22 protein-coding genes and 1 riboswitch are annotated in these 20111 nt (G+C 70.5%); of the genes, 5 read left to right on the top strand and 17 right to left on the bottom strand.

The annotated features are described in order from the left end of the window. Positions 1-7: 7 nt before the first annotated feature. Positions 8-271, bottom strand: coding sequence for a phosphoribosyl-ATP diphosphatase (locus tag BLQ63_RS12360; protein ID WP_091034543.1), 264 nt, complete (start codon positions 269-271; stop codon positions 8-10). Positions 272-488: 217 nt separating this feature from the next. Between BLQ63_RS12360 and BLQ63_RS12355 the strand changes: the two genes are divergently transcribed. Together BLQ63_RS12355 and BLQ63_RS12350 are read left to right on the top strand one after the other, a co-directional pair. Next, entirely contained in the window at positions 489-1217 is a 729-nt protein-coding gene (locus BLQ63_RS12355) for a GH12 family glycosyl hydrolase domain-containing protein (protein ID WP_091034539.1), read from the top strand. A gap of 211 nt (positions 1218-1428) precedes the next feature. Then, on the top strand, positions 1429-2133 hold the full coding sequence (locus tag BLQ63_RS12350) for a GH12 family glycosyl hydrolase domain-containing protein (RefSeq protein WP_091034896.1): 705 nt from the start codon (positions 1429-1431) through the stop codon (positions 2131-2133). 46 nt (positions 2134-2179) lie between these two features. On the opposite strand, the gene BLQ63_RS12345 is transcribed toward BLQ63_RS12350, so the two are convergent. Both BLQ63_RS12345 and BLQ63_RS12340 read right to left on the bottom strand, forming a co-directional pair. Beyond that, a complete protein-coding gene (locus BLQ63_RS12345) occupies positions 2180-3844 on the bottom strand; it encodes a glycoside hydrolase family 2 protein (protein ID WP_091034534.1) in 1665 nt (554 codons plus the stop codon). Between the two features lie 72 nt (positions 3845-3916). Continuing rightward, entirely contained in the window at positions 3917-4660 is a 744-nt protein-coding gene (locus BLQ63_RS12340) for a TetR/AcrR family transcriptional regulator (RefSeq protein ID WP_091034531.1), read from the bottom strand. Between the two features lie 110 nt (positions 4661-4770). On the opposite strand from BLQ63_RS12340, the gene BLQ63_RS12335 reads away from it, so the two are divergent. Further along, a complete protein-coding gene (locus BLQ63_RS12335) occupies positions 4771-5682 on the top strand; it encodes an NmrA family NAD(P)-binding protein (protein ID WP_091034528.1) in 912 nt (303 codons plus the stop codon). A gap of 51 nt (positions 5683-5733) precedes the next feature. On the opposite strand, the gene BLQ63_RS12330 is transcribed toward BLQ63_RS12335, so the two are convergent. Beyond that, on the bottom strand, positions 5734-6165 hold the full coding sequence (locus tag BLQ63_RS12330; RefSeq protein ID WP_091034525.1) for an SgcJ/EcaC family oxidoreductase: 432 nt from the start codon (positions 6163-6165) through the stop codon (positions 5734-5736). 94 nt (positions 6166-6259) lie between these two features. On the opposite strand from BLQ63_RS12330, the gene BLQ63_RS12325 reads away from it, so the two are divergent. Continuing rightward, entirely contained in the window at positions 6260-6715 is a 456-nt protein-coding gene (locus tag BLQ63_RS12325; RefSeq protein WP_218125222.1) for a MarR family winged helix-turn-helix transcriptional regulator, read from the top strand. Positions 6716-6807: 92 nt separating this feature from the next. Further along, positions 6808-8259 carry a glycosyltransferase family 39 protein gene (locus tag BLQ63_RS12320; protein WP_091034519.1) on the top strand — a complete coding sequence of 484 codons (1452 nt, stop codon included), beginning with the start codon at positions 6808-6810 and terminating at the stop codon, positions 8257-8259. Positions 8260-8311: 52 nt separating this feature from the next. Here BLQ63_RS12320 and ribH read toward each other — a convergent pair whose 3' ends face one another. From ribH to BLQ63_RS12255, 13 genes are all read right to left on the bottom strand, one after another. Then, positions 8312-8785 (bottom strand): 6,7-dimethyl-8-ribityllumazine synthase, encoded by a 474-nt coding sequence (gene ribH / locus BLQ63_RS12315; RefSeq protein ID WP_091034509.1) that lies wholly within the window; start codon positions 8783-8785, stop codon positions 8312-8314. Position 8786: 1 nt separating this feature from the next. Beyond that, the gene (locus BLQ63_RS12310; RefSeq protein WP_091034506.1) at positions 8787-10040 is read right to left on the bottom strand and encodes a bifunctional 3,4-dihydroxy-2-butanone-4-phosphate synthase/GTP cyclohydrolase II; all 1254 of its coding nucleotides are present in this window, start codon (positions 10038-10040) and stop codon (positions 8787-8789) included. Then, positions 10040-10627: a riboflavin synthase gene (locus BLQ63_RS12305; protein ID WP_091034503.1), complete on the bottom strand. Its 588-nt coding sequence runs from the start codon at positions 10625-10627 to the stop codon at positions 10040-10042. The genes BLQ63_RS12310 and BLQ63_RS12305 overlap by 1 nt, the downstream gene beginning before the upstream one ends. 91 nt (positions 10628-10718) lie before the next feature. After that, positions 10719-10861, bottom strand: a riboswitch (FMN riboswitch). Between the two features lie 66 nt (positions 10862-10927). Then, positions 10928-11917: a GGDEF domain-containing response regulator gene (locus BLQ63_RS12300; protein WP_091034500.1), complete on the bottom strand. Its 990-nt coding sequence runs from the start codon at positions 11915-11917 to the stop codon at positions 10928-10930. 7 nt (positions 11918-11924) lie between these two features. Then, positions 11925-12620 (bottom strand): ribulose-phosphate 3-epimerase, encoded by a 696-nt coding sequence (gene rpe, locus BLQ63_RS12295; protein ID WP_091034890.1) that lies wholly within the window; start codon positions 12618-12620, stop codon positions 11925-11927. A gap of 85 nt (positions 12621-12705) precedes the next feature. Continuing rightward, positions 12706-14034, bottom strand: coding sequence for a glycoside hydrolase family 6 protein (locus BLQ63_RS12290; protein ID WP_091034496.1), 1329 nt, complete (start codon positions 14032-14034; stop codon positions 12706-12708). Positions 14035-14203: 169 nt separating this feature from the next. Further along, entirely contained in the window at positions 14204-15619 is a 1416-nt protein-coding gene (locus BLQ63_RS12285; RefSeq protein WP_091034492.1) for an RsmB/NOP family class I SAM-dependent RNA methyltransferase, read from the bottom strand. Continuing rightward, positions 15574-16500 carry a methionyl-tRNA formyltransferase gene (gene fmt, locus BLQ63_RS12280; protein ID WP_091034487.1) on the bottom strand — a complete coding sequence of 309 codons (927 nt, stop codon included), beginning with the start codon at positions 16498-16500 and terminating at the stop codon, positions 15574-15576. The genes BLQ63_RS12285 and fmt overlap by 46 nt, the downstream gene beginning before the upstream one ends. Beyond that, on the bottom strand, positions 16497-17048 hold the full coding sequence (gene def, locus BLQ63_RS12275; protein ID WP_091034483.1) for a peptide deformylase: 552 nt from the start codon (positions 17046-17048) through the stop codon (positions 16497-16499). Before def ends, fmt begins: the two co-directional genes overlap by 4 nt. Before the next feature lie 285 nt (positions 17049-17333). After that, the gene (locus BLQ63_RS12270) at positions 17334-18011 is read right to left on the bottom strand and encodes a hypothetical protein (RefSeq protein WP_091034479.1); all 678 of its coding nucleotides are present in this window, start codon (positions 18009-18011) and stop codon (positions 17334-17336) included. Between the two features lie 2 nt (positions 18012-18013). Continuing rightward, positions 18014-18772: a hypothetical protein gene (locus BLQ63_RS12265; protein WP_091034475.1), complete on the bottom strand. Its 759-nt coding sequence runs from the start codon at positions 18770-18772 to the stop codon at positions 18014-18016. Positions 18773-18774: 2 nt separating this feature from the next. Continuing rightward, the gene (locus BLQ63_RS12260) at positions 18775-19653 is read right to left on the bottom strand and encodes an ATP-binding cassette domain-containing protein (protein WP_091034472.1); all 879 of its coding nucleotides are present in this window, start codon (positions 19651-19653) and stop codon (positions 18775-18777) included. Further along, entirely contained in the window at positions 19650-20051 is a 402-nt protein-coding gene (locus BLQ63_RS12255) for a GntR family transcriptional regulator (protein WP_091034887.1), read from the bottom strand. The genes BLQ63_RS12260 and BLQ63_RS12255 overlap by 4 nt, the downstream gene beginning before the upstream one ends. Between the last annotated feature and the right edge of the window lie 60 nt (positions 20052-20111).

The following is a 20111-nucleotide window of genomic DNA, read 5'->3' as shown; positions in this document are numbered from 1 at the left end:
AGCCTTTCTAGAGGTACCGGTAGACGTCGTCGACGCTGATGCCGCGGGCGACCATCATCACCTGGAGGTGGTACAGGAGCTGGGAGATCTCCTCGGCCGCGGCTTCGTCCGACTCGTATTCGGCGGCCATCCAGACCTCGGCCGCCTCTTCGACGATCTTCTTGCCGATGGCATGGACGCCGGCGTCGAGGGCGGCGACGGTGCCCGACCCCTCGGGTCGGGTCACTGCTTTCTCGGCGAGTTCGGCGTAGAGCTGCTCGAAGGTCTTCACGACCGGGAATTCTACGTTGCGGACCAGGCGGCAGCGACGCCGATGCGCTCCCGCGACCGCTGTGCGGGACGGTCGAGACGGGGATCACGCGGCGGATCGGGCGGTACGTGAGGGGTCTGGACATTAGTTGGGTCGTGTGATGTAATGCACTTGTCATATTTCGACCCGTTTTACGGTCCTATGTGGCATCACATCGAATCGACAGAAGGCAGGAAAGATGCGACGCAGAACGCTCTTCACCGCCGGCGCCGCCACGTTCGCGGCGAGCGCGGCGGCGGTCGGCGCCCTCCCGGCATGGGCGCAGACCGCGGACGACGACGCCGGCGCGGCACAGACCTGGACCTCCAGCGACCAGTGGGGCAACTGGACGCAGGGCGACTACACGTTCTACAACAACATCTGGGGCTCGGGCGCCGGAGGCCAGACGATCTGGGCGAACGGCCCGGGCGACTGGGGCGTGAGCGCCGACCACCCCAACACCGGCGGGATCAAGTCCTACCCGAACGTCTCGTACACCTTGGGGCGCAACGTCTCCGAGATGGGGCAGGTGACGAGCACCAACGCCGTCACGGTGCCCCAGGGCAGCGGCCTGGCCTACAACACGGCGTACGACGTGTGGGGCGACGGCCACGAGCACGAGATCATGATCTGGACCAACTGGTACGGGCCGGTCGGCCCGATCGGCGGGCAGAGCGACGAGGTGGAGCTCGGCGGGCAGACCTGGGCGTACCACCAGGGCAGCAACGGCGCCAATGCGGTCTACAGCTTCCTGGCGACCTCGCAGAGCACCGGCGCGTCGATCGACATCACCGCGCACTGCCGGTGGCTGGTCGCCCAGGGCCACATGCCCGAGGTCCGGATCGACCAGATCCAGTTCGGCTGGGAGATCACCTCCGCCGCGGGCGGGCAGGACTTCCGGGTGGACGACTACACGCTCACCGCCTGAGGCACAGGGCGAGACGAAGGGCCGCGGCGCCTGCGCCGCGGCCCTTCCGCGTGCGATACGGGCCGGATCAGGGCCGTCCGCCTCTTGCGGCGAACACGGTGCGTAACGGATATAGACATTAATTTGGTCGTATGATCTAATTAAAGTATCGACATTCGTCAACGTTGAATGGCGATGACTGACACCGCGACTCACGAAAGGCGTGCCCGACATGCGACGCAGATCGCTCCTCACCGCCGCGCTGGCCGCTCCCCTGGCCACCGCCGGCGCCGTAGGCGCCCTCCAGTCCCCGGCGCAAGCCGCCGTCTGGTCCTCCTCCGCCCAGTACGGGCAGTGGACCACCGGCTCCTACACGCTGTACAACAACATCTGGGGCGGCGGCGCAGGCCCCCAGTCGATCTGGGCGAACTCCGCCTCCAACTGGGGCGTGTGGGCGAACCACCCGAACACGGGCGGCATCAAGTCCTACCCGAACGTCTCCCGCACGCTGGGCCGCCAGGTGTCCAACATGGGCAACGTCTCCAGCTCCTTCAACGTCACCAACCCGACCGGCTCGGGCCTGGCGTACAACACCACCTACGACGTGTGGGGCAACGGCCACGAGCACGAGATCATGATCTGGACGCAGTGGACGTCCAATGTGGGCCCGATCGGCGGCTACGTCACCAACGTCAACCTCGGCGGCCGCAACTGGAACTACCACCAGGGCCACAACGGCGGCAACCACGTCTACAGCTTCATGGCGACGAGCCAGTTCACCAGCGGCACCGTGAACATCACGCCGATCTGCCAGTGGCTGGTGAACCAGGGCCGGATGCCGAACGCGCGGATCGACCAGATCCAGTTCGGCTGGGAGATCACCTCCTCGAACGGAGGCAAGAACTTCAACTGCAACAGCTACTCGACGCAGTTCTAGACCGAGAGGCGCGCCGCCGGGCCCTGAGTGCGGGCCCGGCGGTTCCTCATCTGCGGAAGCGCTCGCGCACGACGCGGTAGGACTGCTTGGGGCGGCGGTACTCGTCGACCAGGCCCTTGTCGTTGAGGCCGCGGGGCCGCTTGAGCGCCATCTCGCGGTGCTCGGTCGTGGTGAAGTCCCCCATGACCCAGATGCCCAGGCCCGAGATGCGGTCCTGGCCCTCGGTGATGTGGTCGATCACGGTGGCGAGCAGCGCGGCCTGGTAGTCCTCGGTCCACAGGGAGCCGCCGGCGTCGTTCCAGCCGGGCACGGCGCCGGCGCCGATCTCGGAGATGATGAGCGGCTTGTCGGCGTGCCCGAGGGCGTCCACACGGGCGGCGATGCGGTCGAGTTCGGCCGGGATGTCGGCGAGGCCGCCGAAGTACCAGCCCGGATAGGTGTTGGCGCTGACGACGTCGACGAGGTCGAAGCACTGGTCGTCGTGGGCGTTGAGGCTCGCGTACGTGACCGGGCGGGTCGCGTCGAGCTCGCGCAGGCGTCCGAGCAGCTTCGCGTAGACCGGGCGCCCGTCCTCGGACCAGCTCGGGCACTCGTTGAGCACGCCCCACAGGATGATCGACGGGTGGTTGCGCGCGGCGGCGACCATCTCGTCGATGTGGGCCAGCTGGGCGTCGACGAACGCGGGGTCGGTGAGGTGCTCGACCGGGTACTGCCAGCCGATCGACTCGCTCCACACGAGGATCCCGGACTCGTCGCACAGGTCCAGGAACAGCGGGTCCATCGGGTAGTGGCTGCCGCGCACGAAGTTGCAGCCGAGGTCGCGCAGCTGCTGGACGTCGGCGACCACGAGGGACTCGGGCTGGGTGTGGCCGAACTGCGGGTGGAGTTCGTGCCGGTTGACGCCCAGGAGCCGGACGGGTTCGCCGTTGACGGTGATGCGGCCGTTCGCGGTCGCGATCTCGCGCAGGCCGAAGCGCTCTCGCTGGTCGTCTTCACCGAGGGTGACGGTGAGCAGGGAGAGATTCGGATCGGCGGGCGACCACGGTGCGGCCCAAGGAATCTCAAGGGTCCGCGTGATCGACCCGGAGGGGTCGAGATCGACCGATTCGGCGAGGAGGGCCCGGCCGTCGCATTCGATGGTGAGCGGGGCCGAGGCGGTTTCGGCGGTGTAGCCGATGCGGACCTCGATGCGGCGCTCGGCGACCGAGAGGGTGTCGATCTCGAGGCCGTCGATGCGGACGCCGTCGAGGACGTGGAGTTCGACGCCGCGGCTGATGCCGCCGAAGTGGTACCAGTCGAAGTGCTCCATGTGCAGCGGCGAGCGGTCGCCGAAGCGGTTGTCGACCAGGACGGTGATCTCGGCTTCGCCGCCTTGGGCGTCGGTCTCGGCCCAGAAGCGCGTGAAGCCGCCGGCGTGGTCGCGGATCGGGCGGCCGTTCCAGTACACGCGGCACCAGTGCTGGACGCCGTCGAAGACCAGGCGCTGGCGCCCGGCCCGGGTCAGGACGCGGGTGCGGTAGGCGGCCAGGCCGCGGCGGCCGGCGTAGGCGGGCGTGGCGTCGAAGCAGCCGGGAACGGCCATGGCGTCGTCGAAGGCGAGGTCGTCGAGCGCGACGTCGTCGGGGTCGACGTCGCCGAGGTAGGCGAAGTCCCAGACGCCGTCGAGATCGGTGACCGTTCGGAGCACGTGCGGGGAGAATCGGCGGACCATGGCGGCCTCCTTCGCGGATGGACTGCGGCCGATCTTAGGCGAACGTTTGCCAAGCCGTCCAGGGCCGCGGGTTCAGGCGGCCTTGCGCTTGTCCCGGAACGCCTTCTGGCGGCACGCGGCCGAGCAGTACTTCGCGGGGCGGCCGGTGGCCGAGGGCGCGATCGGTCCGCCGCAGACCGGGCAGGCGCCTTCCGTTACGGAGGTTTCGTTACGAGGGTTCGACTCGGGCCAGGTTTCGTTACGGATTTCGGCGTTTCGTGACGCGCGCAGGCCGTCCCAGACGACGCCGGCGAGTCGGCGGATGCGCTCGGTGGAGGCGTTCATGACCACGCACCCCGACAGCAGGGCCCGGACGTCCTCCGGGTCCACGTCGGGGCGGACGGCACCGGCGTCCTGGGCGCGGCGCAGCAGCATCGCCAGGGGCGTGTCGACCACGCAGCGGCCCTCCGACTTCGAGGGCTCCTGCCAGTCGCCCCGCGCGGCGAGGGCCTCGCAGATGGCGCGGTTGGCGAAGGACTGCTCGGTGAGGAAGACCAGGTAGTCGAAGAAGGCGCGCTCGGGATCGTCGCCGGCGAGCATCGCGGTGCCGTACTCGCCGAGCTGGACCAGCCGCTGGTCGAGGACGGTCGCGAGCAGGGCGTCCTTGGTCGGGAAGTGCCGGTAGACCGTGCCCGCGCCGACGCCCGCCGCGACCGCGATCTCCCCCAGGGACACCGAGGTGCCGCGCTCGCCGAAGAGGCGGTCGGCCGTCTCCAGGACCTTCTGCCGGTTGCGCTGGGCGTCGACGCGCTCGGCTCGCTTCACTGCCGTCTGCAACAGGTGCCCCTCTCGCGATCGAAGTTAAACGGGTGTAGTCTTCCGTTTCAGCAACCGGGTTGCCGACTCCGATACTAGTCGGCGGCCTTCGGAACGGAAAGGAACCATCGATGTCTCACACTGCGAAGACCATTCTCGTGACCGGTGCGACCGGTCGGCAGGGCGGGGCCGTCGCCGCGCGCCTGCTCGCCGACGGCGTGCCGGTGCGGGCGCTGACGCGCGACGACTCCAGCGCCAAGGCCCGTGCTCTGGCCGAAGCAGGGGCGGAGGTCGTGGTCGGCGACCTCGACGACCGCGACTCGCTGGACAGGGCGACGGCCGGCGCCTGGGGCGTCTTCAGCGTGCACGCCGGGGCCTACGAGGGCGGGCCGTACGGCCACGACCTCGATCACGAGTCGCGCACGGCCGCCAAGCTCGGCGCGGCCGCGAAGGCCGCCGGGGTCGAGCACCTCGTGCACTCCTCGACGATCGGCGTCGGCGGCCCGCTGGAGGAGCACATGGACATGCTCCAGCGCAAGGCCGAGGCCGAGCGGGCGATCCGCGGCAGCGGCGTGCCGCACACGATCCTGCGCCCGACCTCGTTCATGGAGAACACGTTCGACTCCTTCCGCGAGCTCCAGAACGGCGCGCTGGTCTCGCTGCTCGCCGCCGACACGTACGAGCCGCACATCGCCGCCGACGACATCGCCGCGTTCGCCGCCATCGCCTTCGCCGATCCCGGGGCGCACGCCGGGAAGGTGTACGAGCTTGCGGGAGACGACATCACCCAGGCCGAGAAGGCGGCGATCATCGGCCGCGTCGTCGGGCGCGAGGTGCCGTACGTGGCCATCGGCGTCGAGCAGGTCGCCGAGGACAGCCCGTCGACCGCGAAGATGCTGGGCGTCCTCAACGAGCACCGCATGGCGGTCGACATCCCGGCGCTCAAGAAGATCCACCCGGGCCTGCTGACCTTGGAGGAGTGGATGACCGGCATCGGAAAGCCGCTGGTGGACGCCTACTTCGCGAGGATCGACGCGGCTTGAGCGCCCATGGCGCCCATGCCGTCCGGCGGGACGGCACGGGCGCCGGCGGGTTCAGGCCGGGGCGGTCGCGGGCGCGAACGCGAAGGAGACCTTCTCCATGAGGGCCTTGCGCTTGGTGTTGTGGAACGCGGCGATGCGCCACTCGCCGTCGGCTTCGCGGACCAGGGTGTAGGTCTGCACCTTCGACAGCTTCGCGGGGCGCCCGCCGTGCTTGGCGACGTCGCCGCGGCTGGTGACGACCGCCGCGTCCGCCCCCAGGAAGCGGACGTCGGCGATGTCGTCGACGAGCACGCTGCCCTTGAGGAACTTGTCGAACAGGGCCTGGTGGGCGCGGGCGATCTCGTCGCGGCCGCGGTACAGGGTGCCGACGAAGGTCACGTAGGTGGCGTCGGCGGTGAAGTTCGCGGCGTAGGCGGCGCCGTCGCCGGCGGCCCAGGCCTCGACGGTGGCGGCGATGCGGGCGGCGATGTGTTCGGTGTCCATGTTCGGCGTCCTTCTGGTAGCTTGGCGCAAGGTTAGTTGCGTCTGAACATTCTCTGCTTTCATGCAGATATTACCTTAAGGAAGAGGAATCCGCGTGTCAAGACCCGACCTGGAGCGGCTCGGCGCCGTGTACCCGCGCTACCTCAACGCCGTGGTCCTCCACGGGCTCGCCACCGCCCAGGCGGTCGGCCTCGGCGCCACCGACCTGTACGCGATCGGCGCGCTCACCTTCGAGGGCCGCATGACCTCCGGCGAGCTCGCCGCCAAGACCGGTTTGACCACCGGTGCCACCACGCGCCTCATCGACCGGCTCGAACAGCGCGGGCTGGTTCGCCGCGTCCCCGACCCGGCCGACCGCCGCCGCGTCCTGGTCGAGGCGGTCGAGGACGAGGCGGTCGATCTCGACGACACGCTCGCACCCGCCCGCGAGAAGCTCGGCGCGGTCTTCGCCTCCTGCTCCCCCGAGCAGATCGCGGCCCTCACCGAGCACTTCGAGCGCGCCACCCCCGCGTTCCACGAGGCGATCGAGGCCATCCGCAAGGCGGAGTAGCGAACGGGACGATCCGGGACACCGGGCGCGGTTGCGCCGCAACCGCCGCTGCGGGATGCTCTTCCCAGCACCAGTCCCCTCGAAAGGTCCGCATGCGCCCCCTCTTCAAGCTGCACCCCGCCCTGGCGAGCCTCGCGCTCGCCGCGGTCCTGGCCGCCACCAACGCCCGGTACGACTACCACCGCGACGAGCTGTACTTCCGGATGCTCGACCCCGCCTGGGGCTACGCCGACCAGCCGCCGCTGACACCGCTCCTCGGGCGCGCCGCGATCAACCTGTTCGGCGACTCGGTGTGGGCCCTGCGCCTCCCGTCCGTGCTGTGCATGGTCGGCGCCCTGTGGCTCGCGGCCCTCATCACCCGCGAACTCGGCGGAGGCAAAGCGGCGCAAGCGCTCTGCGTCTGGGGTCTGGCCTTCGCCGGGGTCGCGCTCGCCTTCGGGCACCTGCTGTCGACCGCCACGGTCGACCTGGCCGTGTGGACGGCGGCGCTCCTGTTCGCGATCCGGGCGCTGCTGCGCGACCCGCGCTGGTGGCTCGCGGTCGGCGCGGTCGCCGGGGTGGGCCTGTACAACAAGCACCTCATCGCGCTGCTGCTCCTCAGCGTCGGCGTCGCGCTGCTCGCCGTCGGACCGCGCCGGGTACTCGGATCGAAGTGGCTGTGGGCCGGCGCCGCCCTGGCGCTGGTGATCGGCTCGCCGAACCTGGTCTACCAGGCGGTGAACGGCTGGCCGCAACTGGAGATGGCCTCGGCCATCGCCGAGGGCGACGGCGCGGAGAACCGGATCATCCTGCTGCCCTTCCAGTTCGTGCTGCTGGGGACGTTCCTGGTGCCGGTCTGGATCGCGGGGATCTGGGCGCTCCTGCGCCGGCCCCGGTGGCGCCCGGTGCGGGCGCTGGCGGTCGCCTACCCGGTACTGCTGGCGATCACGCTGGCGACGGGCGGCCAGTTCTACTACCCGATCGGGCTGCTCATCGCCCTGTTCGCGGCCGGTTGCGTGCCGGCGGCGGCGTGGGCCGCCTCGCGCGGGCGCCGGACGCTGCTGGTCGCGGGCGTGGCGCTCAACGCGGCGGTGTCGGCGGTGGTCGCGCTGCCGCTGGTCCCCGTCGACGCGGTCGGCGGCACGCCGATCCCGGTCATGAACGACTCGGTGCCCGACCAGATCGGCTGGCAGGCCTACACGGACCAGGTCGAGGAAGTCGTCTCGGCGCTGCCCGCGGGCGAGGCCGAGGCGGCGGTGATCATCACGTCGAACTACGGCGAGGCCGGGGCCCTGGAGCGCTACGGCGAGGGCCTGCCGCCGATCTTCAGCGGCCACAACGAACTCCACGAGTACGGCCCGCCGCCGGCCTCGGCGACGGTGGTGGTGACCGTGGGCCTGCCGCTGGAGCGGGTGTCCGCGTTCTTCGACGGCTGCGAGATCGCCGCCGAACTCGACAGCGGCGTGGACGTGGAGAACGAGGAGCAGGGGCGGACCGTCGGGGTCTGCCGCGGCCCGGTCGAGGACTGGACCGCGCTCTGGCCGCGGTTCCAGCACTACAGCTGAGTCGGGACGGGGCCCGGGCCGACAGGCCCGGGCCCCGTCCCGATCGTCGGTGCTACGCGTCGAGCGAGCGGATCGCCAGCGCCGCGCCGAGGGCGGCGACGACCGCCTCGTAGCCCTTGTCCTCGGTGGACTCGGGGTATCCGGCGCGGGCGAGGGCCTGCTCCTGGTTGTCGACGGTGAGCACGCCGTGGGCCACGGGGGTCGACTCGTCGAGCGCGATCCGGGTGAGCCCTTCGGTGACGGACTTGCACACGTAGTCGAAGTGGGCGGTGCCGCCGCGGATGACGGTGCCGAGGGCGACCACGGCGTCGTACCGGCGCGCGAGCGCCTGGGCGGCGATCGGCAGTTCGACGGCCCCGGCGACGTGCAGGACCTTGACCTCGGCGACCTTGGCGTCGGCCGCGGCGTCGAGCGCCCGCTTGAGCAGCTGCTCGACGACGGCGGCGTTCCAGTCGGTGGCGACGATGCCGAGGGTGAGGCCGGCGGCGTCGGGGACGGCGACCTCGGGTGCTCCTTGTCCGGACATGTCAGGCGGCTCCGATCGCGTTGTCGACCGGCGCGAACCGGGGCAGGTCCACGAGGAGGTGCCCCATGCGGTCGCGCTTGGTGGTCAGGTAGGCGATGTTGTCGGGCGTGGCGTAGGTCGGCAGGGCGACCCGGTCGATGACCTCGAGGCCGTGGCCTTCGATCCCGGCGCGCTTGTCGGGGTTGTTGGTCAGCAGGCGCATCGACTTGATGCCGAGGTCGGCGAGGATCTGCGCGCCGACGGCCCAGTCGCGGGCGTCGGCGGGCAGGCCCAGTTCGAGGTTGGCGTCGACGGTGTCGCGGCCCTGGTCCTGGAGCTGGTAGGCCTGGAGCTTGTGGACCAGGCCGATGCCGCGGCCCTCGTGGCCCCTCATGTAGAGGACGACGCCGCGGCCTTCGGCCTCGATCTCGCGCAGGGAGGCCTGGAGCTGGGGGCCGCAGTCGCAGCGCAGCGATCCGAAGGCGTCGCCGGTGAGGCATTCGGAGTGGACGCGGACGAGGACGTCGCGGCCGTCGCCGATGTCGCCCTTGACGAGGGCGACGTGCTCGTTGCCGTCGAAGACGGACCGGTAGCCGACGGCCTTGAACTCCCCCGCCTCCAGCGGGAGGCGGGCTTCGGCGAGGCGCTTGACGTGGGTCTCGTTGCGCTGGCGCCAGGCGACGAGGTCGGCGACGGAGACGAGGACCAGGCCGTGCTCGTCGGCGAAGGCGCGCAGCTCGGGCAGGCGCATCATGGTGCCGTCGTCGTTCATCATCTCGGAGATGGCGCTGACCGGGCGCTTGCCGGCGAGGTTCATGAGGTCGACGGCGGCTTCGGTGTGGCCGCGGCGGACCAGGACGCCGCCGTCCTTGGCGCGCAGGGGGACGATGTGGCCGGGCCGGTTGAGGTCGGTCGCGGCGGTGGCCGGGTCGGCGAGGACGCGGACGGTCTGGGCGCGGTCGGCGGCCGAGATGCCGGTGGTGAGGCCCTTGCGGGCGTCGACGGTGACGGCGAACGCGGTGCCCTTGTAGTCCTGGTTGACGTGGTAGGCCGGGGGCAGTTCGAGCCGGTCGGCGGTCTCCTCGGGCATGGCGACGCAGACGTACCCGCCGGTGTGGCGGATGGTGAAGGCCATGAGTTCGGTGGTGGCGTCCTCCGCGGCGAAGACGATGTCGCCCTCGTTCTCGCGGTCGACGTCGTCGGCGACGACCACGGGTCGGCCCTCGGCGATGGCGGCGACGGCGTCTTCGATGGTGTCCAGGCGGATGTCGTTCATCAGATGCTCCCGGCTGACTGGAGGAGTTTTTCCACGTGCTTGGCGACGACGTCCGTCTCGATGTGGACGGGGTCGCCTACCTGCTTGCGCCCCAAGGTGGTGGCGTCGAGCGTGGTGGGGATGAGGCCGACGGTGAACTCGTCGCCTTCGATGGCGGCGACCGTCAGGGAGGTGCCGTCGATCGTGATGGAGCCCTTCTCGACCACGTATCGGGCGAGGCCGGGCGGGAGGCGGAAGGTGACTTCCTCCCATTCGGCGGCCGGGGTGCGCTTGACGATCTCGGCGACGCCGTCGACGTGGCCCTGCACGAGCTGTCCGCCGAGGCGGGTGGTGAGGGTGGCGGCGCGTTCGAGGTTGACCTCGTCGCCGGGCTCGAGGCGGCCGATGACGCTGCGGCGGTAGGTCTCCTCCATGACGTCGGCGTGGAAGACGTCGCCGTCGACGAGGATGACGGTGAGGCAGACGCCGTTGACGGCGATCGAGTCGCCGAGATTCGCGTCAGAGGTGACGAGCGGGCCGCGTACGGCCAGGAACGCTTCGCTGGACTTGACGACTTCGCCGAGCTCTTCGATGATGCCCGTGAACATCCGGTGGAACCCCCTACCTGGTGCAAGTGCCTTGGGTGCACGCAGGCGGGGCAGAAGAATGGCTCGCAGGGGCCGACCATGGCTTCCTGCGTTGCGTCTGCTCCCATCCGGACTTTAACCGTCGGTCCTGGAATCTCACCAGGTCAACCGTCCGCTGGATGCGGACGGGTCGCGGACTCGCAGGCTTGGCCTGCTCACCGCCGGCTCGGAGTTTCACCGACCCCGCTGACGCGCGTTGCTACTAGGAATTGTGCCACGGCCGTTTCGAGGAGTCTCTATTCCGTGAGTGTCGTCTCACTGTCACCGCTCGTTCGTCCAGAAGACGGGGCGGCGGCCGGGCCGGCCGGGGGCGCGGCCCTCGGGGAAGGCGACGTAGTTGCCGGAGTGGGATTTGGCGACGCTCTTGAGGGCGGTGGCCTCGGCGACGGCCTCGTAGGCGTCGGTGAAGCGGCGCTGGGCGGAGAGGGCGACGCCGGTGGAGAGCGTGGGCAGGCGGGAGCGGGACATGCGCCGCGAGGTGCGGTCGGCGTGCTCGATGTAGCCGCGTTCGACGTCGCGGGGGTCGCAGAGTTGGCGGACGCGCCGGGCGAAGTGGTCGTTGAGGAAGCCGGTGACGGGCTCGGCGTGCTCGGGCAGGCACAGGATGGTGAAGTCGTCGCCGCCGACGTGGCCGAGGAAGACCGGGGCGGCCCCGGCGTCGCCGGCGGCGGCGTAGACGGATTCGGCCAGGGCCTTGATGAACTCGTCGCCGCGGACGAACCCGTACACGTCGTTGACGGCCTTGAACTGGTCGATGTCGATGTAGCACAGGGCGAACGGGTCGCCGCGTTTGATCCAGGACTGGAGTTCGCGGAGGATGCGGTCGTTGCCGGGCATACCGGTGAGCGGTGAGGACTCGCGGACTTCGCGGTGGCGGCGGATCGCGGAGTCGATGCGCGCGGAGACTTCGGCGGGGTCGAAGGGCTTGGCGATGTAGTCGTCGGCGCCGGCCTTGAGGCCGGCGATCTTGTCGGCCGAGGAGGACTGGGCGCCCAGCAGGATGATCGGGAGGCTCGCGGTGGCGGGGTCGGCGCGCAACTGGCGGGTGAGGGCGAGGCCGTCGATGAACGGCAGGTCGCATTCGAGCAGGACGATGCCGGGCCGGCGCAGTGCGATCCCGGCGAGCGCCTGGTAGCCGTCGCGGGCGAGTGCGGTGTCGAAGCCGTCGGCCCTCAGCCGCGCGGCGAGGAATTCGGCGAGCTCGGTGTCGGCGTCGCTGATGAGGACCAGGTCGGGGGTGGTGGCTGCCATGCGCGGCTCAAGCTGATGATCGCGCCGCGTCGGCGCGGGCGCGCAGGCGCCGGGCCGCATCGGCTGGGTCGGCCGCGCCGTAGACCGCGGTGCCGGCGACGAACGCGTCGGCTCCGGCCTCGGCTGCGGCGGCGATGGTGTCGTCCGCGATGCCGCCGTCGACCTCGATGCGCAGGTCCAGGTGGCCTGATGAGGCGTGGGTGCGGGCGGTGCGGACCTTGTCGAGCAGCTCGGGGATGAACGACTGGCCGCCGAAGCCGGCCTTGATCGTCATGATCAGGAGCATGTCGAACTCGGGGAGGATCTCGAGGTAGTCCTCGACGGGGGTGTCGCGGTCGATGGCGAGTCCGGCCTTGGACCCTGCCGCGCGCAAGTCCTTCGCGACCGCGACGGGGTCGTCGCAGGCCTCGGCGTGGAAGGTGACGTTGTAGGCGCCCAGTTCGGCGTAGCCGACGGCCCAGCGGGCCGGGTCCTCGATCATGAGGTGGCAGTCGAGCGGGATGGCGGTGGCGGCCTTGAGCGCCTTCACGACGGGCGGGCCGAGCGTGAGGTTGGGGACGAAGTGGTTGTCCATGACGTCGACGTGGAGCCAGTCGACGGCCCCGTCGACGGCTTCGGCCGCCTCGGCGAGGCGGGCGAAGTCGGCCGCCAGCAGACTGGGAGCGATGACGGTGTCGGCCTGCGCCGCTTGGAACTGTGCCACACGGACAGTGTAGGTCGCGAAACCGCGACGCAGGCCGGACACCTGGTGCCTACTGTGACCTCGGGTCAGCAGTGGACGGTTCGGATCAGCATTCGACGTCGAAGTCGGCCGCCGGGCCGGAGGCGACGAAGCCGAACAGCTCCTTGGTCTGACCGGCCGAGACGCCGGCGTTCCAGCCGACGTCCTTGGCGGTGACCGTCGATCCCGAACTGGTCAACTGGGTGTTCCAGCTGCTCGTGACGGACTGCGCGCCGGGCCAGGTCCACGAGAGCGTCCAGCCGTTGACGGCCTGCTCGGTGGTCATCGAGACCTTGCCCTGCCAGCCCGAGTTCCAGGAGCTGACGACGTCGATGTGGACGGTGCAGTCGCCTTCGGCGGGTCCGCCGGTGGTCGGGTCGTCGGTGGTGACCGGGTCGGTCGGCTCGACGTCGCCGGGCCAGTCCGAGCCGGCGGCGTTGGCGAGCTGGTAGGCCAGGTCGGGGATGAACTGGCCGGCCGAGCCGGCGCAGCCGTCGGCCTCGCCGACGAGCTTGACCCACAGGAAGGCGTCGATGCCGGCGATGCCGGTGGAGGTGGTCGGGTGGGCGCCGATCGCGCGCCCGGACGGGTCGCACCATTCGCTGCCCAAGGGGCCGTTGCCGTTGCGGCTGGTGTCGATGACGGCGCCCTTGTTCGAGCCGATGATGTTGCGGATCTGCTGGGCGTAGGAGGTGGTCTCCTGGGTGGTGCGGTAGTTCGAGACGTTGAGCGCGAAGCCGTCGGCGTACTGGACGCCGGCGTCCTGGAGGCGCTGGGCCGCCGTGGAAGGTTCGAGCCAGTCGGAGTTGCCGATGTCGATGTAGACCTTGGCCTGCGAGTCGGCCCTCTTGATCGCCTGGGTCGCGTGGGTCAGGGACTGGTTGATCTGCTGGCGCTGGTTGCTGTCGGAGCACTCGTGCGGGAGGGTGTCGGGCTCGAGGATGATGTAGGCCGGTCCGGAGAGCCCGGCGGCGAACTGGTCGACCCAGTTGCGGTAGGACTGGTGGTCGGGGGCGCCGCCGCCCGAGTGGCCGCCGCAGTCGCGGTTGGGGATGTTGTAGACGACCATGGTCGGCGCGGCGCCCTCGGCGGCGGCCGCGGAGACCACCTCCTGCACCTGGGACCGGATCGTGTTCGGGTTGTACTGGGTGAACCAGGTGCCCGAGGGGGTCTCCGCGACGCGGTCGCGGATCATGGCCGCGCGCCAGTCGTTGGGGTTGTCCGCGACCCATTCGGCCGCCTGCGTGTTCGGGTTCGTCCACAGGGCTTGCGCCTGCGCGGTGACGCCGTCCTGCGCGCCCGCGTTGGGACTGAGCATGAAGCCCGCACCGAGAGCGGTGGCGACGGCCGTGGCCGATCCCGCGACGATCGCCGCGAGGCGCTGTCGTCGGTTCATTTTGGTGCTCCTAAGGGTCAGTTGAGTGCCGGTAACCAGGAGAACATTTACCTATGTCAATGTATGGTAGCGCTACCAAATCTCCGGATTAAGCGACCCCACCCGACTAATCGGGCACACGGTGGCGGCTCCGGCCCCTCGTGAGGGGCCGGAGCTGGGTGGAAATCGGTTACGCGGTCTTGCGGATCAGGGCGAGGAACATCGCGTCCGTGCCGTGGCGGTGGGGCCACAGCTGCACGAAGTCGCCGCGAGCCGAATCCGGCACCCGGTCGGCGAGCCACTGGGAGCGGACGAGTTCCGTCCCGGGAGTCTTGAGCGCCGAGGCGACCACTTCCTCGGTCTCGGCGATCACCGGCGAGCAGGTCACGTACGCGACGATCCCGCCCGGCCGGGCCAGGCGCAGGCCCGAGGCCAGCAGCTCCTTCTGGAGCGGCACGAGGCCGTCGATGTCCGAGCGCTGCTTGCGCCAGCGCGCCTCCGGGCGGCGGCGCAGCGCGCCGAGACCCGAGCAGGGGGCGTCCACGAGCACCCTGTCGAAGCTGCCGGCCTCGCCGAACTCGCGGCCGTCGCCGGTGTGGACGGTGACGGGAAGTCCCTTGGCGGCCTTGGCGACCAGCTCGGCGCGGTGGGGCTGGATCTCGACGGCGTCGACGGCGGCGCCGCGTCCGGCCGCGATGGCGCCGAGCAGGCCGGTCTTGCCGCCGGGGCCGGCGCACAGGTCGAGCCAGGCTTCGTCGCGGCCTTCCAGGGGCGCTTCGGCCAGAGCGACGGCGACGAGCTGGCTGCCTTCGTCCTGGACGTGCGCGAGGCCGGTGGCGACGGCCCTGATGCGGCCGGGGTCGCCTCCGGGCAGGTAGACCGCGTACGGGGACCACTGGCCGTGGAGGCCGCCGCGCGTCTCGCGCGAGAGGTCGCCCTTGGTGATGCGGCCGGGCTTGGCGCACAGGTGGACCGGCGGGGCGACGTTGTCGGCCTCGAGTGCGGCCGGGAGCTCGTCGGGGCCCACGACCGCCTCGAACTCGGCGGTGATCCACTCGGGGTGCGCGTAGCGCAGGGAGAGGTCGGCGAGGCGGTCGCCGGTGGCGAGTTCGGCGGTCCACTCGTCGAGGTCTTTGGCGGCGACCTTGCGCAGGACCGCGTTGGCGAGGCCGGAGACGCGCGGGGAGACGGCGGCCTTGACGAGGCTGACGGTGGTCGCGACCGCGGCGTGCGGCGGGATGCGCATGTACAGCAGCTGGTAGGCGCCCAGGCAGAGGGCGTCGACGAGGTCCTGCTGGAGCTGGCGGATGTGGCGGCCGGAGGCGGCGGCGAGGATCGCCTCGAGGGTGCCGAGGCTGCGGAGGGTCCCGTAGGTCAGCTCGGTGGCGAGTCCGGCGTCGCGGCCGGTGTTGTCGGTCTCGGCGAGCATCCGGGGCAGGACGAGGTTGGCGTAGGCGTTGTCCTCGGTGACGGCGCGGATCGCGTCGAAGGCGACGCGGCGCGGGTTCACGTTCGGGCGGTCGTTCTCGGGTTCGCGGCGTCGGCTGCGGCGGCGGTCGCTCATGCGAACCGCGTTTCGCCGGTGTGCTGGAGGCCGCGGCCCCATGCTGCTGCGTCCATGGGTTTCTTTCCTGCCGGTTGGACCTGTTCGAGGCGAACGGAGTCGGTGGCGGTGCCGACATGGACGTGGTGCTTGGCGAGGGCGAGTTCGCCGGGGGCGAGGTCGGGGCCGTCGGGGTCGAGGGTGACCGGGCCCAGTCGCAGGCGCTGGCCGGCGAACTCGGTCCAGGCGCCGGGTGCGGGGGTGACGGCGCGGATGCGCCGGTCGACGGCGAAGGCGGGGTCGCTCCAGCGGACGCGGGCGTCGTCGACGGTGATCTTGGGGGCGTAGGAGACGCCGTCTTCGGGCTGCGGTTCGCCGACGAGGGCGCCGGCGCCGAGGGCGTCCACGACGTCGAGGGTGAGGCGGGCGCCGGCGATCGCGAGGCGGTCGAGGAGCGCGCCGGAGGTGTCGCCGGGTTCGATGGGCTCGGTGAGGCGGCCGTAGACGGGGCCGGTGTCGAGGCCCGCTTCGAGCTGGAAGACGCAGGCGCCGGTCATCTCGTCGCCGGCGAGGACGGCGTGCTGCACGGGGGCGGCGCCGCGCCAGGCGGGCAGGAGCGAGAAGTGGAGGTTGATCCAGCCCAGGCGCGGGATCTCCAGGGCGGCGGGGGGCACGAGGGCGCCGTAGGCGACGACGGGGACGATGTCGGCGTCGAGGTCGCGCAGGCGCTCGAGGAACTCGGGTTCGCGCGGTTTGGCGGGCGTGAGCGCTTCGACGCCGTGCTCGTCGGCCCAGGCGGCGACGGGCGAGCGGGAGACTCTGCGGCCGCGGCCGGTGGGGGCGTCGGGTCGGGTCAGGACGGCGACGACCTCGTGGTCGGAGCCGTGGAGGGCCTCGAGGGTCGGCAGGGCGACCTCCGGGGTCCCGGCGAAGACGATTCTCATCGTTTGAAGAACACACCCTTGGAGTCGTGGGGGGTGACTTTTACTTTGACGTCTTCGTTGTACCAGTCCTGGGACTGGATCTCGGCCATGGCGGCCTTGCGGCGCTCCGCGTCGAGGCGGTCGATGAAGATGATGCCGTCGAGGTGGTCGGTCTCGTGCTGGAGGCAGCGGGCCATGAGGCCGGTGCCGACGATCTGGAGGGGGTCGCCGTACTCGTTGAAGCCCTTGGCGACGACGTTCTGGCGGCGCACGGTGTCGAAGTAGAGCCCGGGCAGGGACAGGCACCCTTCGGGTCCGTCCTGCTCCTCCTCGTCGGGGAATTCGAGGACGGGGTTGACGATGTGGCCGATGACGTCGTCGACGTCGAACGCGAAGACCCGCTTGCTGACGCCCAGCTGCGGCGCGGCGAGCCCGGCGCCGCCTTCGTCGCGCATGGTGTCGAGCAGGTCCTTCACGAGGCCCCGCAGTTCCTTGTCGAAGGTGTCGACGTCATCGGCGGCGGTGCGCAGGACCGGGTCGCCGAAGATGCGGATGGGCTGGATCGACAATGTGCTGACCTTCCGATGCGTGTACTGGCCGTTCTCCAGTGTCCCACTCGTCGGGCACTCCCTGTGAGGGGTCGGGGGAGGGTGTGGTGCGGGCCGGGCGGGCCCGCCCGGACGGGGACCGCGGCGGCGCGGACGGGCCGACGGTCAGCAGCAGTCCGGCGACCATGCCGGCCGCGATGCACGCGGCCAGCACGACCACGGGGAAGGGCACCTGAGCGTCGATGAGGCCCATGGTTCAGTCCGGCTTCGGTCGCATCGGGGCCCGGGCGGGGGCGGCGTTCACGGTCAGGCTCGTTTCGCTTGGATGGGGACGGATCGGAGGGTCGCGCTCGAGGCGGCGACCAGGATCGCGATGACGCCGAGGGCCATGGCGGCCCAGACGAGCAGGGAGCGCGGGTCGGTGAAGTAGCCGAATTCCAGGAAGAGGACGCCCGCGTAGTGGCCGGAGGCCGCAATGATGAGGACCACGACGAACCACGGCCTGCCGCCGAAGCGCATGGCCGAGGCGCCGATGAACGCCCCGGTGAAGAAGTAGATCGGGGTGATGAGGAAGTAGCGGGCGCCGTTGGCGAGGTCGCCGCCCCAGGTGCCGAGGGGGTCGCCGAACAGGTCGAGGAGGGCGTGCTCGGCGGCGAACCCGACGGTGGTCAGCGTCGCCACCGCGATCGAGCCGAGGATGCCGAAGATGATGTAGGCGACGGTGATCTCGCGCCTGGTGACGCCGCGGGAGATCAGGGTCGGCAGGTTGGTGTAGACCCAGCCTCCCGCGGTGACGGCGACGAACCACTGGAACACCGTGGCGGTGATCGTCCACAGTCCGGTCTCGACGACGTTGATGAAGAGGACGGAGGCGATCGGGGCGCCGACGGCCCACAGCAGCAGGGGCCAGCGCAGCCACCGGCCCGAGCCGAGGAAGAGGGAGACGCCGATGCGGTAGCGGCGCTTTGCGAGTGCGGTGCTCATGGTCAGGCCTTCTTCGAACGCAGCGGGATGTCGATGAGGATGCGGTGGGCGCCGGCCGCGAGGACGAGGGCGACGAGCACGATGCCGGCCAGGACGACGCCGCGGCCCCACTCGTCCATGTAGCGGCCGAGGAAGCCCATCCAGCCGGGTCCGAACGGCTCGGTGTCGTACAGGGCGTTGTCGAGGCTGAAGACGATCGGGAGGATCGGCACCAGCAGGAGCCAGCCGCTGCTCTCCCAGCGGTAGGAGGCGGCGCCGATGACGCATCCGGCGGCGAAGTAGACCAGGTACAGGAGCGGGTAGACCGCGGCGAAGGCGAGCGTGTCGCCCCAGGAGCCGATCGGGGCGATGGCGCCGTCGGCGTCGATGCCCTGTGACCAGCCCATCGCGTCGTAGTAGAACCGCTCGATCGCGATGCCGGCGACGGCGCAGGCGCCGAGGACCAGCGACCACATCGCGCCGAAGACGCCCATCGAGACCGACAGCTCGCGGCGGGTGAGGCCGGCCGCGATCATGTTGGGCACCAGGGCGTAGACGAAGCCGCCGCCGACGAACGCGGTGAACCACTTGGCGACGTTGGCGGTGTAGAACCAGGTCGAGAGCTCGATGTCGTTGAAGCGGGAGATCGCCAGCGGCCCGAGGAAGGAGACCAGGACGGCGGCCGCGATCCAGAACCTGAAGTACTTGACCCCTTCGCCCGCCATGCCGACGCCGAGGGCGTAGCGGCGGGAGGGCAGCCGGGTGTTTGCGGGGGCGGTCATCGTCAGGCTCCGTTCTTGCCGGGTTCGGTGAGGTGGATGAAGAGGTCCTGGAGGCCGACGGGGCCGATCTCGATCCCGGCGTTCGCGGCGCGCTCGCGGGTCGCGGCGTCGGGCCGGGCGGACACGGTGACGCTCTTGGTCGCGCCGAGGCGCTGCTCGGCGAGCACGTCGAGTCCCGCGGCGACGGCGTCGACGGCGTCGGCCGGCCCGGTGAGGGTGGCGCCCATGCCCTGGAAGGTCTCGACGTCCTCGTGGCGCAGGATGCGGCCGCGGTCGACGATGACGACCTCTTCGAGGTAGTTGGCGACCTCGTCGATGAGGTGTGTGGAGAGGACGACGGTGTGCTGGCGGTCCATGTACTCGGCCAGGAGCTCCTTGTAGAACGCGTCCCGGGTGGGGGCGTCCATGCCGAGGTGGACCTCGTCGAACATGGTGAGCTCGGCGCGGGCGGCGAGGCCGCAGACGGCGGCCAGGACCGAGCGCTTGCCGCGGGAGAGCTCGCGGACCTTCTTCTTCAGCGACAGCTCGAACTTGTCGGCGAGCTTGAGGGCGTAGTCGAGGTCGAAGTCGGGGCGGATCTGGCCGGTCTCGATGGTGGCCTTGACGGTGTCGGAGTCGTCGAAGTCGCCGCCTTCGCGGATGAGGGCGACGCGGGAGACGATCGGGGCGTTCTCCCAGACCGGTTCGCCGCCGACGAGGACTGCTCCGCTGGTGGGCTTGCGGAACGCGGCGATGAGGCTGAGCAGGCTGGTCTTGCCGGCGCCGTTGCGCCCGAGCAGGCCGTAGATCTTCCCGGCCTCGAGGGTGAGGTCCACGTCGGCGAGGGCGTCGGCGTCGCCGTACTTGAGGGTGACGTCGCGGAGGTTGACGGTGAAGCTCATTGGAGGGCGCCTTTCTCTGTCTGGTTGACGGCTCCGCCGGCGTTGCCGTCGCTGGCTCGGAGGTAGTCGATGATGTCGGTCAGGGGAATGCCGGCCTGGCGGGCTTCGCGGACCAGGGGGGCGAGGACCCGCTCGAAGAAGCGGTCGCGGAAGTCGGCGGCGAGCTTGTCGCGGGCGTCGTCGGCGACGAACATGCCGACGCCGCGCTGCTTGTAGAGGACGCCTTCGTCGACCAGCTCCCGGAACGCCTTCTGCGCGGTCGCAGGGTTGATCTGGTAGAAGGCGGCGTACTGGTTGGTCGACATGACCTTGCCTCCTGGCTGGAGCGATCCGTTCATGATCTCGGCCTTGATCTGATCGGCGATCTGCCGATAGATCGGTGCGCCGTCATCGAACATCTCGCCTCCTTCGATTGGTTCGGGAACCAGGTTCATTGGTTCAGAGGTTCATTACTTGAC

This window comes from Glycomyces harbinensis, from assembly GCF_900101745.1.
In the GTDB taxonomy this organism is placed as follows: Bacteria; Actinomycetota; Actinomycetes; order Mycobacteriales; family Micromonosporaceae; genus Glycomyces; species Glycomyces harbinensis.
This window is presented reverse-complemented; position numbering and strand designations above follow the sequence as displayed.

What these genes read in the sequence shown, in the direction of transcription:
- BLQ63_RS12320 (WP_091034519.1), top strand. Translation starts at nt 6,808, where the DNA reads ATGCGCCCCCTCTTCAAGCTGCACCCCGCCCTGGCGAGCCTCGCGCTC.
- BLQ63_RS12310 (WP_091034506.1), bottom strand. Translation starts at nt 10,040, where the DNA reads ATGAACGACATCCGCCTGGACACCATCGAAGACGCCGTCGCCGCCATC.
- BLQ63_RS12255 (WP_091034887.1), bottom strand. Translation starts at nt 20,051, where the DNA reads ATGTTCGATGACGGCGCACCGATCTATCGGCAGATCGCCGATCAGATC.
- BLQ63_RS12300 (WP_091034500.1), bottom strand. Translation starts at nt 11,917, where the DNA reads ATGGCAGCCACCACCCCCGACCTGGTCCTCATCAGCGACGCCGACACC.
- BLQ63_RS12355 (WP_091034539.1), top strand. Translation starts at nt 489, where the DNA reads ATGCGACGCAGAACGCTCTTCACCGCCGGCGCCGCCACGTTCGCGGCG.
- ribH (WP_091034509.1), bottom strand. Translation starts at nt 8,785, where the DNA reads ATGTCCGGACAAGGAGCACCCGAGGTCGCCGTCCCCGACGCCGCCGGC.
- BLQ63_RS12285 (WP_091034492.1), bottom strand. Translation starts at nt 15,619, where the DNA reads ATGGGGCCGCGGCCTCCAGCACACCGGCGAAACGCGGTTCGCATGAGC.
- BLQ63_RS12305 (WP_091034503.1), bottom strand. Translation starts at nt 10,627, where the DNA reads ATGTTCACGGGCATCATCGAAGAGCTCGGCGAAGTCGTCAAGTCCAGC.
- BLQ63_RS12260 (WP_091034472.1), bottom strand. Translation starts at nt 19,653, where the DNA reads ATGAGCTTCACCGTCAACCTCCGCGACGTCACCCTCAAGTACGGCGAC.
- BLQ63_RS12290 (WP_091034496.1), bottom strand. Translation starts at nt 14,034, where the DNA reads ATGAACCGACGACAGCGCCTCGCGGCGATCGTCGCGGGATCGGCCACG.
- BLQ63_RS12345 (WP_091034534.1), bottom strand. Translation starts at nt 3,844, where the DNA reads ATGGTCCGCCGATTCTCCCCGCACGTGCTCCGAACGGTCACCGATCTC.
- BLQ63_RS12270 (WP_091034479.1), bottom strand. Translation starts at nt 18,011, where the DNA reads ATGAGCACCGCACTCGCAAAGCGCCGCTACCGCATCGGCGTCTCCCTC.
- BLQ63_RS12330 (WP_091034525.1), bottom strand. Translation starts at nt 6,165, where the DNA reads ATGGACACCGAACACATCGCCGCCCGCATCGCCGCCACCGTCGAGGCC.
- BLQ63_RS12350 (WP_091034896.1), top strand. Translation starts at nt 1,429, where the DNA reads ATGCGACGCAGATCGCTCCTCACCGCCGCGCTGGCCGCTCCCCTGGCC.
- fmt (WP_091034487.1), bottom strand. Translation starts at nt 16,500, where the DNA reads ATGAGAATCGTCTTCGCCGGGACCCCGGAGGTCGCCCTGCCGACCCTC.
- BLQ63_RS12265 (WP_091034475.1), bottom strand. Translation starts at nt 18,772, where the DNA reads ATGACCGCCCCCGCAAACACCCGGCTGCCCTCCCGCCGCTACGCCCTC.
- BLQ63_RS12335 (WP_091034528.1), top strand. Translation starts at nt 4,771, where the DNA reads ATGTCTCACACTGCGAAGACCATTCTCGTGACCGGTGCGACCGGTCGG.